Below are 15847 nucleotides of genomic sequence, written 5' to 3' on the forward strand. Positions count from 1 at the left end.
CTACAGCTCCAGCCGATAATAGATGCTGTCGAACCACTCGCCGCCGATGAACCAGGTGTTGGCGGCGTGGCCGGTCTCGACGAAGCCGCACTTCTCCAGCAGCCGGCGTGACGCTGTGTTGCGCGGGTCGGTGTCCGCCGTCAGCTCCGTCGATCCGCAGCCGCGGCGGTAATCCACGTACGCCCGCAGCCCCTCGTACGCATAGCCGCGGCCCCACACGGCCGGGTCCAGCAGATAGCCGATCTCCGGCAGCCGCCAGCCGCCCATCTTCCCGATCACCCGCCCGTCCAGCTCCACCAGGAAGTCGTCTCCTCCGTGTGCCGGCCCGTCGATCATGTCGCGCAGCCAGGCTTCGGTCTGCTCCAGGCGCTCGTGCGGCAGGGTGGACCAGAAGCGCATGGCGTCGGGATTGCGCATGATGCTGTGCATGGCGTGCACGTCGTCCAGCCGGGCGCGCCGCAACACCAGCCGCTCGGTACGAATTTCCTCAACCACCGCGCAGCTCCAGCGCCCGCTCGAACACCCGCTCGAACATCGGTGCGTCCAGACGGCCGGTGTTTTGGTTGTATCGGCTCGAATGATAACTCGACAGCAGCACGCGCCCGTCGGGTGTCACGACCTCGGCCGCATGCCCGAACTTCGCATGTGCCGGCCGCATGCCGAGCGCCCGGACCGCCGCAGTGTGCGCAATCTGCCCGAGGACGATCAGCACCCGCACGGACTTGAGCTCCGCCAGCGCCGCCTCGAAGTAGGTGCGGCAGGTGGAGATCTCCACCGGCTCCGGCTTGTTGGCGGGCGGCAGGCATTTCACCGCATTGAGGATGACCGCGCCTCGCAATTGCAGCCCGTCGGCCGGGTCGGCGCGATAGGTCCCCTCCGCCAACCCGTACTTGAGCAACGTCGCGTAGAGCAGCTCGCCCGCATAGTCCCCGGTGAACGGCCGCCCCGTCCGGTTCGCGCCATGCTTGCCCGGCGCCATGCCGACCACCGCCAGCCACGCAGCGGGATCGCCCCACACCGGCACCGGCGCGTTCCACCAGTCCGGGTGCTCGGCCCGGCACTCCTCCCGGAACCGCACCAGCCGCGGGCACAACGGGCAATCGCGCGGCGCTTCGGCCTGCGGCACGGCGGACAGGGTCGCGGGAGCGCTGAAGAGCATGAACTCTCCATAGCGCCTGTCCTGAGCCTGTCGAAGGGCTCTCCATCGCGCTCACGCTGAGCCTGTCGAAGCGCTCTCCATCGCGCTCACGCTGAGCCTGTCGAAGCGCTCTCCACAGCGCTCACGCTGATCTTGTCGGAGCGCTATCCCCAGCGGTCACGCTGATCTTGTCGAAGCGTCGACGCTGCCCGCCCCTCGCGCTCACCCTGAGCTTGTCGAAGGGTCCTCGGAACAACGCTTCGACAAGCTCAGCGTGAGCGCTCGTGTCAGAAGCCACCCTTCGACAAGCCCCGGGCGAGCGCCTACAGGCGCCGCGTGCCGCACCTCTACGCCATCGCCATCGGCTCCAACCGGCCGCACGGTCGCCACGGCCGACCTCCACAGGTGGTGCTGGCCGCGATCGCCGAGCTCGACCGCTGCTTCGACCTGTTCGACGCCTCGCCCCTCCTCCTCAATCCGGCAAGCGGCGGCGCCGGACGCGACTTCGCCAATGCCGTCGCCTTGCTGGAAAGCCCGCTCGACCCCCCGGCAATGCTCGCCGCGCTCAAGGCCATGGAGCGGGAGTTCGGCCGTCGCCCCGGTCGCCGCTGGGGCCCGCGCGTGCTGGACCTCGACCTGCTGCTCTGGAGCGGCGGCAACTGGCACTCGCCCAACCTCACCATACCCCACGCGGCGCTCAGCAAACGCGACTTCATGCTGCGCCCGCTCGCCACCGTCGCGCCGGCCTGTCGGGTGCGCGGGCACCTGACGCCGCGGCACCTGCTGCATCGCCTTGCCCGCCCGGCTCCACGGGGCTAAGCGCCTCCGCGTGGGCCGTTAGCTCAGTCGGTAGAGCAACTGACTTTTAATCAGTAGGTCGCTGGTTCGAACCCAGCACGGCTCACCACCTCGATCTTCCGACGCGAACCAGCTGAGTCCCGGAGTGCGGGACCGGGCAGGCCCGGCCCCTTGTGGTTCGAACCCAGCACGGCTCACCCGATCTTCCGACGCGAACCAGCTGAGTCCCGGAGTGCGGGACCGGGCAGGCCCGGCCCCTTGTGGTTCGAACCCAGCACGGCTCACCAGCCTCGTCGAAGCGCAGCGGAGGCCTACTCCGCCGCCGCCGCCCGAGCACCCGAGGCGCGCGGCGCAGCATAGCCGTCCTCCCGCACCCACAGCATCGCGACCGCCGCCAGCCCCATGACGACCGCCGCCGCAAGCATGGTCCAGATCGGCTCGCCCGGGAAGAAGGCCTTCATGATGGAGCCCATCACGGTCGCGACCAGCAATTGCGGAATGACGATGAAGACGTTGAACAGCCCCATGTAGATGCCAAGCTTCCGCTGCGGCAGGTTCGACGCGAGAATGGCGTAAGGCATCGCCAGGATCGACGCCCAGGCGATGCCGATGAAGATCTCCGAAATCAGCAGCTGCTGCGGGTCGCGGAACAGGAAGAAACTGGCATAACCCACCGCCCCGCACAGCAGCCCGACCATGTGCGTGCGGACTTTGCCGATTCGGCTGGCTAGCAAGGGTAGCACTGTCAATGCGGCGATTGCGGCGACGCCATTGTAGACCGCGAATAGCACCCCCACCCAGTTCCCCGCTTCCTGGTAGGCCGGGCTGTTCGCGTCGGCGGAGCCGTAGAAGTTCAGCGCCACGACGGGCGTGGTGTTAATCCACATGATGAACAGCGCCGACCAGCTGAAGAACTGCGCCACCGCGAGCCGCTTCATGATCGTCGGCATTCCGGCGAAATCTCCGACGATGCTGCTCAGCATGTTCGTCGCCGATCCGCCCCGCGCCAGGCTCACGGCAATGGCGCTAAGCACGCCGTAAGCGATCAGCAGCCCGCCGAGCAGGTACACTTCCTTCTCCAGCCCGAACTCCGCCACCGATGCGACGATCAGGACGCCCAGCCCGGTCCATACGGCCGACGTGACGAAGCCTTTCGAGGCAAGCGCACGGATGGTCGATGAACCGTCCGGATGGTCCACCTCCTCGCCGAACGCCGCCATCTGACCCGGGTCATATTCCCGCGTCGTCAGGATGGTCCACATGACCGCCAGGAACAGGGCCGCTCCGCCGAACCAGAAGCTCCAGCGCACGGTATCCGGGATGCCGCCGCCCGCCTCCACGTTGGAGACGCCGAGATGCTCGAGCACCCAGGGGAAGATCGATCCGATCACGGCCCCCGCGCCGATGAAGGCCGTCTGCACCGCATAACCGGCCGTATGCTGGTCCTTGCGCAGCATGTCGCCGACGAAGGCGCGGAACGGCTCCATCGAGATGTTGAGGCTGGCGTCCAGCGTCCACAGCAGCAAGGCGGCGAGCAGCAGGACATCGCTCAGCGGCATCAGGAACAACGACATCGCCGCCAGCACCGCGCCGGTAAGGAAATAGGGCCTGCGACGGCCAAGCCGCCCGAGCCAGGTCTTGTCGGACAGGAAGCCCACGATCGGCTGCACGAGAAGTCCGGTCAGCGGCGCCGCAATCCACAGGGCGGGCAGGTCGTCCAGGCTGGACCCCAGCGACTGGAAGATGCGGCTCATGTTCGCGTTCTGCAGCGCAAAGCCGATCTGGATGCCGAAGAAACCGAATGAGATGTTCCACAGGCCGGCCCACGACTGCCGGGGTTTCTCCATACGCTCCATGCCTGTGCCCTCTCCTGCCTGATCGTGACGCTGGCAGAAAGGTTCGCTTGCGACAACGCCACACGGCCGTTGTGCAGTGCAGCAGAATACGTTTTCACAGATCGTCCCGCCTAGCCGGCGCTGGACCCCCGGACCCGCAATTCTACCGGCAACAGGCGGCTCTGGGCGGCCCGCCCTTCCACATTCTCGATCAGCGCTTCCACCAGCGCAGCGCCTGCGGCCTTGGCATTCTGGGCCACCGTGGTCAGCGGCGGGGACGCGAGACTGGCGGCCGCGAGGTCGTCGAACCCCACCACCGCCACATCGCCCGGAATTGTGCGCCCGCTGTCCTGCAGCGCGCGCATCGCACCGATTGCCGCCAGGTCGGACGAGGCGAAGATCGCATCGAAGTCGCAGCCCCGCTTCCCGAGCTCCGCCACCGCCGCGCGCCCTTCCTCCTCGCTTGGGCCGGCATTCACCGCCAGCCGCGTGTTGGGCAGGATCCCGGCCTCCTTCAGAGCCCGGCAATAACCCGCCCAGCGATCGCGGAACTCTGGATAAGCTTCGCTCGCCGTGCCGACGAAGGCGATCCGCCGCCGCCCCAGCTCCAGCAGGTGACGCGTCGCCTGGTAGCCCCCGCCCTCATTGTCCGAGCCGAGGATCGCACCGAACTCCGCCGCGCGCGGGTTGCCCCAGCAGATGAAGTGCGTACCCCGCGCCACCAGCTGCTCCAGCCGCTCGCGCTGCTGCAGGTAATCGCCATAGCCGAGCAGGATGATTCCATCGGCCTTCCGGCTGTCCTCATAGTCGACGTGCCAGTCGGACGAGAGTTGCTGGAAGGAGATCAGCAGGTCGTAGCTTCGCGCCGCGCAGGCGCGGACCATCGATCCCACCATGGAGAGGTAGAAGGGATTGATCAGCGTTTCGTCGGGCGTCGGATCCTCGAAGAACAGCAGCGCCAGCGTTCGCGACTGCTGCCGGCGCAGGCCGGACGCGTTCTTGTCGACCTTGTAATGAAGCTGCTCCGCCGCGGCGAGCACGCGGGCACGCGTCTCCGCGCTGACCGCCGGATTCCCTGACAAAGCGCGCGATACCGTCGGCTGCGAAACCCCCGCCAACGCCGCGATATCGAACGATGTTGGCCGTCGCTGCGCCATCGGCGGGAAGGCTAAGCCAGCTGAATACGTATGTATAGCCGCCCATCCCGTTCCGCTCCCGAAAATGAATGGTAGCTTACAAATCGGAGGCGTGGCGATTGCTGCGTGAGAAGAGGTGGACCGCGCGGACAGCGCCGCGGCCAACAGGAGGGGTTCTTCATGAGTGCACTGTTTTCTATCCGCGGGCTGACCACGGGCGTGAGCCCCGTGGCGCTGGGCTGCGCACTGCTGCTGGCTCCTGCTGCCTTGGCCCAGGAAGCGCCGGTCACGACCGGTGAACAGAGCGCAGCCACCGCTGCCCAGACCGACACCGAAAGCCAGCCGCTCGATAATACGGCCGAGACGGACGACTCCAAGGCCATTGTCGTGACGGGCTTCCGGGCCTCGCTGCAGAGCGCGGTCAATACCAAGCGCCGCAACGAGCAGATCGTCGAATCCGTCTCTGCGGAAGACATCGGCAAGCTGCCCGATGCGTCCATCTCCGAATCCATCGCCCGCCTGCCCGGCCTGACCTCGCAGCGTCTGGCTGGACCGGGCCGCAGCAGCCTGATCACGGTGCGCGGATTCGGGCCGGACTTCACGACCACCACGCTCAACGGGCGCTTGCAGACCTCGACCAACGACGTCCGCGCGGTCGAGTACGACCAGTATCCTTCCGAAGTCGTCAGCGCCGTCGACGTGTACAAGACGCCGAATGCGCGCCTGATCGGCCAGGGACTCGCCGCGACCGTCGATATCCGGACCATCCGGCCTCTCGCCTATGGCAAGCGCATCCTCGCCGTGGGCATCAAGGGCATCTACGCCGACCTCGGCAAGCTCAACCCGGACAGCAACAAGTTCGGCTATCGCGTGAATGGAACCTACGTCGACCAGTTTCTGGACGACCGCCTGGGTGTCGCATTTTCCGCGGCCTACGTGGACGAGCCGTACCAGACCAAGGAAGAGCGCGCGTGGGGCTACCCGAACGATGTGGGCGGCTTCGCTGGCACCCGGGTCATCGGCGGCCTCGAAAGCTACAATACGTCGGCGCAGCTGAAGCGCCTCGGCCTGACCGGAACGCTCCAGTACGAAGTCACGCCCGAGGTCACCGCAACGCTCGACGGCTTCTACTCCAACTTCAAGGACGACCAGCTCCGTCGCGGCGTCGAGATCCCGCTGGCGTGGGGCGGTGCTACTCTCTCCAACGCCACGATCGAAGATGGAGTCGTCACGAGCGGAACCTTCACCAACGTGCCCGCCGTGGTGAACAACAAGGCCGGCTCACGCCACGCCGACCTTTATTCGTTCGGCGGCAACCTGAAGTACGACGGCGACAATGGCTGGAGCGGACTGATCGACATCGGCTGGTCCAAGACCGACCGCCGCGAGCGGGACCTGCAGACCAACGCGGGCACGGGCCCCGGTGGGCTCGGCGCGAACGACACCGTGGACTTCGAGATCCGGAACAACGGCATCTACGTCACCGACAATGCTCTGGACTATTCCGACCCCACCCAGATCTTCATCACCGATCCCAACGGCTGGGGCGGCGGCGCTCCGGGCGGTCGCCAGCACGGCTATCTGAACAACCGCTACGTCGAGGACGAAATCCTGCAGCTCTCCACCGAGTTGGAGCGCGAACTCGGCACCGGGATCCTCAAGGCCGCACGTATTGGCGCGAACTACGTCAAGCGCGACAAGTCGCTGACCCCCGACGAATATTATCTCCAGATCGCCGGCGGCGCGCTGCAGGCGGCCGTGCCGAGCCAGTATCTGCTCCGCCCGGTGAACACCTGGGTCGGCCTCGGACCGATGCTCACTTACGATCCACGCGAGTTGCTCGCGGACGGTTTCTTCGACCGCGTCGCCAACACCTCGGCCGGCGTTCTGGCGAAAGCGTTCCAGCTGACCGAGAAGGTCACCGGCGTGTTCGCGATGGTCGACCTGGAGCAGGAGTTCGGCGGCGGCGTGCTGACCGGAAACATCGGCGTCCTTGGCCAGCATACGAAGCAGAGCTCGGACGGCTACACGGTGACCGCCGCAACCGGTTTGCAGCCGGTCTCGGACGGCGACGATTTCTGGGACGTCCTGCCCAGTGCCAACCTCAACTTCCGCTTCGACAACGGCATCGTCGTTCGTGTCGCGGCGGCGCGCGAGATCATGCGTCCCCGCATGGACGACATGGCGTCCAAGTTCAGCTACGGCTACGACGTCAACCAGAACCGGGTCGTGGGCGAAAGCGGCAATCCGCGCCTTCGGCCGTACCGCGCCAACGCGGTTGATGCGACGATCGAGAAGTACTTCGGCAGCAAGGGCTTCATCGCCCTGCAGTTCTTCTACAAGAAGCTGCTCAACAACATCTACACGGACGTCCGCCCGTTCGACTTCTCCGATTTCCCGTCACCTGATTTCCCCGATGGCGTGGATCCCGACACTGTCCCGGGCTTCATCACGCAGCCGGTGAACGGCAAGGGAGGCAAGCTCTACGGCTTCGAACTCGCCGGCACTCTGCCGTTCGAGACCATCACCCCGGTCCTGACCGGCTTCGGCGTGACCGGCGGACTGAGCTACACCAAGACCAAGGTTCAGGTTTCGCCGACGATTACCAACGGTGTGATCCCGGGCTATTCGAAGTGGGTCGGCAACGCGACTGCCTTCTACGAAAACTCAGGCTTCAGCGTCCGCGGCTCCCTGCGCTACCGGTCCAAGTATCTGGGTGACTTCGCCAACTTCGAGGGCATCCCGACCCGTCGCACCGTGAAGCCGGAGACGATCATCGATGGCCAGGTCGGATATGACTTCCAGGCAGGATCGATGCTCGAGGGTTTGTCGGTCTTCCTGCAGGGCCAGAACCTCACGGACGAGCCGTTCGTCTCCTACGAGAACAACGACCCGGGCCAGACGCTGAACTATCACACCTTCGGGCGCCGCTTCATGCTTGGGGCTACCTTCAAGTTCTAAGCGGAACCTGGATCACCCCCGGCCGCCTGTGCAAGGCTGCCGGGGCAGCGATAGAGGGCCGAGGTCCATGACCCAAGCACCTGAACGCCGGATCGTTGTCGTCGGAGGCGGCACGGCCGGGTGGATGACTGCTGCCGCGCTCGCCCGCTTCTGCATTCCGGGCAGCAACGTCACACTGGTCGAATCCGACGAGATCGGCACGATCGGCGTCGGCGAAGCGACCATCCCGGCCATCCGCAACTTCAACAACGCGCTCGGCATCGACGAGGCCGAGTTCCTGAAGGCTTGCGGAGGCACCTACAAGCTCGGCATCGCCTTCGAAGGCTGGGGCAAGCCAGACGAGGGCTACGTCCATGCGTTCGGTCTCGTCGGCCGCGGACTGGGGCTTCTCCCCTTCCACCACTACTGGCTGCGCGGGCGCTCGCTCGGCATGGCCAAGCCGTTCGGCCATTATGTCCTGAACACCGTCGCCCTTGCGCAGAACCGCTTCACCCACGTGGAACGGGCTGCCGACAGCGGCCTACCGCCCGTTCCTTACGCCTTCCATTTCGACGCGGGCCTGTACGCACGTTTCCTCCGGCGCTTCGCCGAGCAGCGCGGCGTTGTGCGCCAGGAAGGCAAGATCGTTGCCGTCCAGCGCGATCCGCAGAGCGGAGACATCGCCGGCCTCCTTCTAGCCAACGGAATGCGGGTCACCGGGGATTTGTTCGTCGATTGCTCGGGCTTCCGCGGCCTCCTCATCGAACAGGAACTCGAAGCGGGGTTCGAGGACTGGACCGAATGGCTGCGCTGCGACACGGCGGTCGCGGTTCCGTGCGCCAACGTCGCGCCCCTGCTTCCCTACACCCGCTCCATCGCTCGGCGCGCGGGCTGGCAGTGGCGCATCCAGCTCCAGCATCGCATCGGCAACGGTCACGTCTTCAGCTCCGACCACATGAGCGTCGACGAAGCCACGGCCATCCTGCTGGCCAACCTCGACGGTGCACCGCTGGCCGACCCTCGGCCCATCCGCTTCAAGACCGGTCGCCGCCGCCGATGCTGGGTCCGCAACGTCGTCGCCGTGGGGCTGTCGGCCGGGTTCATCGAGCCGCTGGAGTCCACCAGCATCCACCTCATCCAGACCGGCATCAACCGCCTGCTCGACCTGCTGCCGTCGGGCGCCCCGACCGACGCCGAGCGCGACGAATACAATCGTCGCAGCGCCTTCGAGATGGAGCGCATCCGCGATTTCGTGATCCTGCACTACCACGCCAACCAGCGCGTCGGGGAACCCTTCTGGGACGGGGTCCGCGGCATGGGCATCCCCGAGACGCTCCGCCGCAAGCTCGACCTGTTCCGGTCCTCCGGACGCATTTTCAGGGACGGGGATGAGCTCTTCGACATCCCCGGCTGGGTGCAGGTGATGATTGGTCAGAATGTGCAGCCGGAAGGCTGGCACCCGATCGCGGACCAGGTTTCGGCAGACAAGCTGCGGACCTTCCTCGACACGATCGAGAAAGCCTATGGCGCCGACGCCGCCCGGATGCCCGACCATGCCGCCTACCTGTCGCGGTTCGCCCCCATGCCCAAGGAGAGTATACCCGCATGACGTTTCTGCTTGGCGCCGCGATGGCCAGTATGCTCGCCACCGCGGCCCCCGCGACCGCTCCCACGGACGCCGTCCGCGCGCGGCCGCCGGAAGACGAGATCATCTACTTCCTGCTGCCGGACCGCTTCGAGAATGGCGACACCCGGAACGACACGGGCGGGATCAAGGGCGGGCGGCTGAACCATGGCTTCGATCCGAGGCACAAGGGCTTCTACAATGGCGGCGACCTCAAGGGCCTGCTGAAACGCCTCGATTATCTCCAGGGCATGGGCGTCACGGCCCTGTGGGTCGCGCCGATCTTCAAGAACAAGCCCGTGCAGGGCGGCCCGGGGCAGGAAAGCGCAGGCTATCACGGCTATTGGGTCACCGATTTCACCCAGGTCGACCCGCACCTCGGCACCAACGCCGACTTCAAGGCCCTCGTCGATGCGGCCCACGCGCGCGGCATGAAGGTCTACATGGACATCATCGCCAACCACACGGCCGACGTGATCGCCTTCGCCGAATGCGAGGGCAAGACCGAGTGCCCGTACCGCAGCGTCGCGGACTATCCGTACCAGCGAAAGGGTGGCGTGAACGGCGCGGCGATCAACCCGGGCTTTGCCGGCCAAGAGGTCCAGACCGCCGAAAACTTCGCCCGGCTGACCGATCCCAATTACGCCTACACCGTCAAGGTCCCGCCGACCGAGCGCAACGTGAAGGTCCCGGCCTGGCTGAACGACCCCATCCACTACCACAACCGCGGCAACAGCCTGTTCCGCGGCGAGTCCAGCGAACAGGGCGACTTCGTCGGTCTCGACGACCTGATGACCGAGAGCCCGCGCGTGGTCGCGGGCATGATCGAGATCTTCGGCTCGTGGATCGATCGCTACGGCATTGACGGTTTTCGCATCGACACCGCCCGGCATGTGAACCCCGAATTCTGGCAGGCCTTCGCACCGGCGATGCTGGAACGGGCGAAGGCACGCGGCATCCCGAACTTCCACATCTTTGGCGAAGTCGCCAACGACGACTTCCAGCCCGGCGTTCTCGCCAAGCACACCATCCGCGACAAGCTTCCGGCCGTGCTCGACTTCGCCTTCAAGCAGGCGGTTCTGCGGAGTGTCGCCGGCAACCAGCCGACCGAGATCTGGCGCGAGTTCTTCAGCCAGGACGTGCTCTATGCCGGCGGCGAAAAGGCGGCAAACCAATTGCCGACCTTCCTCGGCAACCACGACCAGGGTCGCTTCGCTTATTACGTCCGCCAGGCCAATCCGAACGCCAGCGAGGAGGAGCTCCTGCAGCGCGTCAAGCTCGGCCACGTCCTGATGATGACCGCGCGAGGCGTTCCGACGATCTACTCGGGCGACGAGCAGGGCTTCATCGGGGACGGCAACGACCAGGATGCCCGCGAAACCCTCTTCCCCTCCCGCGTGGCCAGCTACAACGACAACAACCTGCTTGGCTCCGACCGAACGACCGCGCAGGAGAACTTCGACACCAACCACTCGCTATACCGCCTGATCGCCGAGCTTTCCGCCATCCGGAAAGCTCAGCCGGCACTTCGTCGCGGCTCCACCGTCATCCGCGGGACGGAGGACAACCCGGGCCTGCTCGCCTTCTCCCGCGTTCTCGGGAAAGAGGAGGTGGTCGTCCTGGTGAACACCAGCACCCAGCCGATCACCCGCAACGTCCAGGTCGACGTCGCCGCCAAGGCGCTCCATTCGCTGGCCGGCGAGTGCCCGTCGGCACCGCAGGCGCCCGGCAGCATCCGCATCACTCTCCCGCCGCTCGGATACGCCATCTGCCATGCCGCACGTTGAGCTTGCCCCCGTGTCGCGCGTCGGAACGTCACCGGAGCCCTGGTGGAAGGGCGCGACCATCTACCAGATCTATCCGCGCAGCTTCGCCGATACGGACGGCGACGGGATCGGCGACCTCAAGGGCATCGCCGAGCGTCTCGATCACGTGGCGAGCCTCGGCGTCGACTGCATCTGGATCTCGCCCTTCTACACCTCGCCGATGAGGGACTTCGGCTACGACGTGGCCGATTACTGCGGCGTCGACCCCATCTTCGGCACGCTCGCCGACTTCGACGCCGTGGTCGCCCGCGCCCACGCGCTCGGCCTCAAGGTCATCATCGACCAGGTCTATTCGCACACCAGCGACCAGCACCCCTGGTTCATCGAAAGCCGCTCCAGCCGGGGCAATCCGCGCGCCGACTGGTACGTCTGGGCCGATCCGAAGTCCGATGGGTCTCCGCCCAACAACTGGCAGTCGGTGTTCGGCGGGCCGTCCTGGACCTGGGACGCGCGGCGGGAGCAATATTACCACCACAATTTCCTGAAGGAGCAGCCGCAGCTCAACTGCCGCCTTCCGGCCGTGCAGGAGGCACTGCTCGACATCACCCGCTTCTGGCTGGATCGCGGCGTCGACGGCTTCCGCTTCGATGCCATCAACTTCATGATGCACGATCCCGCGCTCACGGATAATCCGCCGGTCGAGAACCCGGCCAAGCGCACCCGCCCGTTCGACTTCCAGCACCACATCCACAACCAGTCCCAGCCGGAAATCGCGCTGTTCCTCGAGCGGCTGCGCAGCGTGGTGGACAGCTACGGCGACCGCTTCGCCCTGGCCGAGGTCGGCGGCGAGCAGGCGCTGAAGGAGATGCACGAATACACCGAAGGTCCGCGCCGCCTTCACAGCGCCTACGGCTTCGACTTCCTCTACGCCGACCAGCTGACGCCGCAGATCGTGGCACAAGCCGCACAACACTGGCCGGACCGCGACGGCGTCGGCTGGCCGAGCTGGGCGTTCGAGAACCACGACGCCCCCCGCGCCATCTCCCGCTGGGTCGCGCCCGACCACGCCGACCAGTTCGCCCGCACCAAGATGCTGCTCCTCGGCAGCTTGCGCGGCTCCATCATCCTCTTTCAGGGCGAGGAGCTCGGCCTGACCCAGGTCGACGTGCCGTTCGAACGGCTGCAGGACCCCGAAGCGATCGCCAATTGGCCGCAGACCCTGAGCCGCGACGGGGTCCGGACGCCCATGCCGTGGCACGCCGACCGGCCCGCGCACGGCTTCACGAGCGGCGAGCCGTGGCTGCCCTTCGGCCCCGATCACGCGGAGCTCGCGGTCGATCGCCAGTCCGCCGACCCGACCTCCATGCTCGCCTTCACGCGCTCGGTCATCGCGCTGCGGAGCCGCACGCCGGCGCTCCGCTGGGGCAGCCTCGATGTCAACGAAGCCGGCCCTCAGCTGCTCGTCTTCGAACGAACCTACGGCTCCCAGACGGTGCGCTGCACCTTCAACCTCAGCGATACCGAAGCGCCGCTGCGGCGGCACAATGGAGCCATGATGACGACCGGCCCCGTCCTCGCCGACGCGCTCGGCCCCTATGCTGCCCTGATTGAGGAGATTTCCTGATGCGTTTGCTTGGCTTGCTGCTCGCCGGGTTCGTGGTTCTGGCGGCAACACCGGCCCCCGCTCAGGATACGGCCCAGACCGATGTCGCCCAGCCCAGCGCCTCCAGGCCGGTCGCCACGGCGACATCTCCGGACGGAAAGCTTGCGCTGGCGATCACGATTAACGGCGAGGGCCGCGTCGGCTACGCCGTCTCGCGTGAAGGCCAGCCTGTCATCGGCGAGAGCCACCTGGGATTCCTCTTCGCCGACAGCCGCCAGCTGCTCCGCAACATGGAGCTCCAGGGCACCTCCAAAAGCAGCAAGGACGAGAGCTGGCAGCAACCCTGGGGCGAGTGGCGCAGCGTGCGCGACCACCACAACGAGCTCGTCGCCACGTTCCAGGAAAAGGACAAGCTCCGCCGCACCATGCGCGTGCGCTTCCGGCTGTTCGATAATGCGGTGGCGTTCCGCTACGAGTTTCCAGAGCAGCCGAACCTCAAGACCGCCAACATCGTCGAGGAGTTGACGCAGTTCCGCGTGGTCCAGCCCGGCGAGGCCTGGTGGGCCCCGGCCTACGAGAGCAACCGCGAGGAATATCTCTACAACCACACGCCGATCGACGGCATCGGCACCGCCCAAACCCCCTTCACCATGCGGACCAGGAGCGGGCTGCACGTCGCGATCCACGAAGCGGCGTTGATCGACTATTCCGGGATGAACATCGCGCGGGTGCAGGACGGCCTGCTGAAGGCCTCGCTCACCCCCTCCTCGAGCGGCCCCAAGGTCGTGCGCGACACGCCATTCGAGACACCCTGGCGCGTGATCCTCATCACCCCCGACGCGCCCTCCCTCTATCATGCGAACACCGTCATCCTGAACCTGAACGCCCCGAACAAGCTGGGCGACGTGAGCTGGGTGAAGCCGCGCAAATATGTCGGCATCTGGTGGGGCATGCACCTCGACACGCAGAGCTGGAACTCCGGCCCGAAGCATGGCGCGACCACCGCCTACGCCAAGCGGATGATCGACTTCGCCGCGAAGAACGGCTTTTCCGGCCTGCTGGTCGAAGGCTGGAACAAGGGCTGGGACGGGGACTGGTTCGCCACGGGCGACGACTTCAGCTTCACCGAGCCCTACCCCGACTTCAACATCCGCGAAGTCAGCCGCTACGGTCTCGCCAAGGGCGTGCACATCATCGGCCATCACGAGACCAGCGCCAACATCATCAACTACGAGAGCCAGCTGCCCGCCGCCCTGGACTTCGCGCGCTCGCTCGGCATCGACAGCATCAAGACCGGCTATGTCTCGGATGCGGGAGGGGTGCAGGCTCCCGGTCCGAATGGCGGCCGCGTGTTCGAATGGCACGAAGGCCAGGTCATGAGCCGTCACCACCTGAAAGTGGTCACCGAAGCGGCCAAGCGTCAGATCGCGATCAATGCGCATGAGCCGATCAAGGACACCGGCCTGCGCCGCACCTATCCCAACTGGATCGCTCGCGAAGGCCAGCGCGGGATGGAATATAATGCATGGGGAGAGCCCAAGAACCCGCCGCACTACGACACCGAACTTCTGTTCACCCGCATGCTCGCCGGACCGATGGATTTCACGCCCGGCATCCTCAGCCTGATGGGCCGCGGCAACACGCCCATTCCCTCGACGCTGGCGCGGCAGCTTGCCTATTACGTGACCATCTACTCGCCCATTCAAATGGCCGCCGACCTGCCCGAGAACTACGAGGCGAACCCCGGTCCCTTCCAGTTCATCAAGGACGTCGCGGTCGATTGGGACGATACGCGGATGCTCGCCGGCTCCGTTGGCGACTATGCGGTGATCGCCCGCAAGGAGCGGGGCAAGCCGACCTGGTTCCTGGGCGGCATCACCGACGAGGAAGCGCGCTCCATGACCGTGCCGCTCTCCTTCCTCGAACCGGGGCGGCGCTACCGCGCGGAGATCTACAGCGACGGCGACGACGCGGACTTCCGCACCAACCCGCGCAGCATCGCCATCGAGCAGCGCACAGTCCGCAGTACCGACAGCCTGCCGGTCCGACTGGCGGCGGGTGGCGGCATTGCGGTTCGCTTCGTGCCGCTGGGTCGTTGATGCGCTGGTTGTGCTCGCTTCTCCTGTGGCTGGCTCTGGCAACGCCGGCGCTGGCACAGGACAAGGGCCGCTTCGTCGAGCACCAGGCGGTGCCATCGACCAACATCGCCCCGCCGCATGTCGTGGTCTGGCTTCCACCGGGCTATGACAGCGGCAAGCGGCGCTACCCGGTCGTCTACATGCACGACGGCCAGAACCTCTTCTTGAAGGAGCGGTCCGGCTACAACAAGATCTGGGCAGCCGATCAGTCCGCCCTGCGCCTGATCGAATCCCGAAAGGTGGCCCCCTTCATCATCGTCGCCGTCGATCACCCCGGCAAGGAACGCTACCAGCAATATTTCCCGACCAAGGTCGCCAGCGCTCCCCTCCGCGAAGGGATCGCCGGGTTCGCGGGGCCGCTCAAGGGCGACGCCTACATCCGCTTCCTCGCCGACGAGCTGAAGCCCTTCATCGACCGCAGTTACCGTACCCGCACCGAGCCCCGGCACACGGCCGTCGCCGGCTCCAGCATGGGCGGCCTCATCAGCCTCTATGCCCTGGCGGAGCGGCCCGACGTGTTCGGCAAGGCCGCCGCCGTCTCGACCCACTCGCCCCTGATCGGCCCCGACAACATCGAGAAGGCGCCGGGCCTGACCGACACCATCAAGGGCAGCTGGCGCACCTACCTCTACAACCAGCTCGGCGCGCCCCAAGGCCGCAAGCTGTGGATGGACCACGGCACCGCCACTCTCGACCAGCACTACGCACCCTATCAGCAGGTCATCGACGCCGAAGTGAAGCGCCTCGGCTGGCGGCCGGGCAAGGACTTCGAAACGCGCATCTATCTCGGCGCCGAGCATGAGGAGAATGCGTGGGCGGCGCGCCTCGACGACATCTTCGGCTGGCTGTTGAGTGATTGGCGCGGCTAA

At 66.3% G+C, this 15847-nt stretch carries 11 protein-coding genes and 1 tRNA gene; 8 read left to right on the forward strand and 4 right to left on the reverse strand.

The genetic code is table 11. The features are described from left to right. Together JT720_RS01065 and JT720_RS01070 are read right to left on the reverse strand one after the other, a co-directional pair. Positions 1-495 (reverse strand): GNAT family N-acetyltransferase, encoded by a 495-nt coding sequence (locus JT720_RS01065; RefSeq protein ID WP_336511919.1) that lies wholly within the window; start codon positions 493-495, stop codon positions 1-3. Then, positions 488-1159 carry a uracil-DNA glycosylase gene (locus tag JT720_RS01070; RefSeq protein WP_205478678.1) on the reverse strand — a complete coding sequence of 224 codons (672 nt, stop codon included), beginning with the start codon at positions 1157-1159 and terminating at the stop codon, positions 488-490. Before JT720_RS01070 ends, JT720_RS01065 begins: the two co-directional genes overlap by 8 nt. A gap of 315 nt (positions 1160-1474) precedes the next feature. Between JT720_RS01070 and folK the strand changes: the two genes are divergently transcribed. Both folK and JT720_RS01080 read left to right on the forward strand, forming a co-directional pair. After that, positions 1475-1957, forward strand: a complete 483-nt coding sequence (folK, locus tag JT720_RS01075) for a 2-amino-4-hydroxy-6-hydroxymethyldihydropteridine diphosphokinase (RefSeq protein WP_205478686.1) — start codon at positions 1475-1477, stop codon at positions 1955-1957. Positions 1958-1969: 12 nt separating this feature from the next. Continuing rightward, positions 1970-2045 (forward strand) — tRNA-Lys (locus JT720_RS01080). Between the two features lie 202 nt (positions 2046-2247). Here JT720_RS01080 and JT720_RS01085 read toward each other — a convergent pair. Together JT720_RS01085 and JT720_RS01090 are read right to left on the reverse strand one after the other, a co-directional pair. Next, positions 2248-3783: an MFS transporter gene (locus tag JT720_RS01085; protein ID WP_205480104.1), complete on the reverse strand. Its 1536-nt coding sequence runs from the start codon at positions 3781-3783 to the stop codon at positions 2248-2250. Positions 3784-3902: 119 nt separating this feature from the next. Beyond that, positions 3903-4928 (reverse strand): LacI family DNA-binding transcriptional regulator, encoded by a 1026-nt coding sequence (locus JT720_RS01090; protein WP_205478688.1) that lies wholly within the window; start codon positions 4926-4928, stop codon positions 3903-3905. A 159-nt stretch (positions 4929-5087) separates the two neighbouring features. On the opposite strand from JT720_RS01090, the gene JT720_RS01095 reads away from it, so the two are divergent. The 6 genes from JT720_RS01095 to JT720_RS01120 all read left to right on the forward strand — a co-directional run bounded on the left by JT720_RS01095 (position 5088) and on the right by JT720_RS01120 (position 15847). Next, positions 5088-7868, forward strand: a complete 2781-nt coding sequence (locus JT720_RS01095; protein ID WP_205478689.1) for a TonB-dependent receptor — start codon at positions 5088-5090, stop codon at positions 7866-7868. Positions 7869-7935: 67 nt separating this feature from the next. Further along, positions 7936-9456: a tryptophan halogenase family protein gene (locus JT720_RS01100; RefSeq protein ID WP_205478690.1), complete on the forward strand. Its 1521-nt coding sequence runs from the start codon at positions 7936-7938 to the stop codon at positions 9454-9456. Then, a complete protein-coding gene (locus tag JT720_RS01105) occupies positions 9453-11258 on the forward strand; it encodes an alpha-amylase family glycosyl hydrolase (protein WP_205478693.1) in 1806 nt (601 codons plus the stop codon). The genes JT720_RS01100 and JT720_RS01105 overlap by 4 nt, the downstream gene beginning before the upstream one ends. Beyond that, complete coding sequence (locus JT720_RS01110) at positions 11245-12861, forward strand: alpha-glucosidase (protein ID WP_205478695.1); 1617 nt, start codon at positions 11245-11247, stop codon at positions 12859-12861. Before JT720_RS01105 ends, JT720_RS01110 begins: the two co-directional genes overlap by 14 nt. Next, positions 12861-14939 (forward strand): glycoside hydrolase family 97 protein, encoded by a 2079-nt coding sequence (locus JT720_RS01115; RefSeq protein ID WP_205478697.1) that lies wholly within the window; start codon positions 12861-12863, stop codon positions 14937-14939. Before JT720_RS01110 ends, JT720_RS01115 begins: the two co-directional genes overlap by 1 nt. Continuing rightward, complete coding sequence (locus tag JT720_RS01120; protein WP_205478704.1) at positions 14939-15847, forward strand: alpha/beta hydrolase; 909 nt, start codon at positions 14939-14941, stop codon at positions 15845-15847. Before JT720_RS01115 ends, JT720_RS01120 begins: the two co-directional genes overlap by 1 nt.

It is taken from the genome of Sphingomonas arenae, assembly GCF_016924655.1.
Classification (GTDB): Bacteria; Pseudomonadota; Alphaproteobacteria; order Sphingomonadales; family Sphingomonadaceae; genus Sphingomicrobium; species Sphingomicrobium arenae.

Bases quoted from the DNA above. Each gene is read 5' to 3' on its own strand.
- JT720_RS01070 (WP_205478678.1), bottom strand. From the start codon at position 1,159: ATGCTCTTCAGCGCTCCCGCGACCCTGTCCGCCGTGCCGCAGGCCGAA.
- JT720_RS01110 (WP_205478695.1), top strand. From the start codon at position 11,245: ATGCCGCACGTTGAGCTTGCCCCCGTGTCGCGCGTCGGAACGTCACCG.
- JT720_RS01100 (WP_205478690.1), top strand. From the start codon at position 7,936: ATGACCCAAGCACCTGAACGCCGGATCGTTGTCGTCGGAGGCGGCACG.
- JT720_RS01085 (WP_205480104.1), bottom strand. From the start codon at position 3,783: ATGGAGAAACCCCGGCAGTCGTGGGCCGGCCTGTGGAACATCTCATTC.
- JT720_RS01090 (WP_205478688.1), bottom strand. From the start codon at position 4,928: ATGGCGCAGCGACGGCCAACATCGTTCGATATCGCGGCGTTGGCGGGG.
- JT720_RS01120 (WP_205478704.1), top strand. From the start codon at position 14,939: ATGCGCTGGTTGTGCTCGCTTCTCCTGTGGCTGGCTCTGGCAACGCCG.
- JT720_RS01095 (WP_205478689.1), top strand. From the start codon at position 5,088: ATGAGTGCACTGTTTTCTATCCGCGGGCTGACCACGGGCGTGAGCCCC.
- JT720_RS01105 (WP_205478693.1), top strand. From the start codon at position 9,453: ATGACGTTTCTGCTTGGCGCCGCGATGGCCAGTATGCTCGCCACCGCG.
- JT720_RS01115 (WP_205478697.1), top strand. From the start codon at position 12,861: ATGCGTTTGCTTGGCTTGCTGCTCGCCGGGTTCGTGGTTCTGGCGGCA.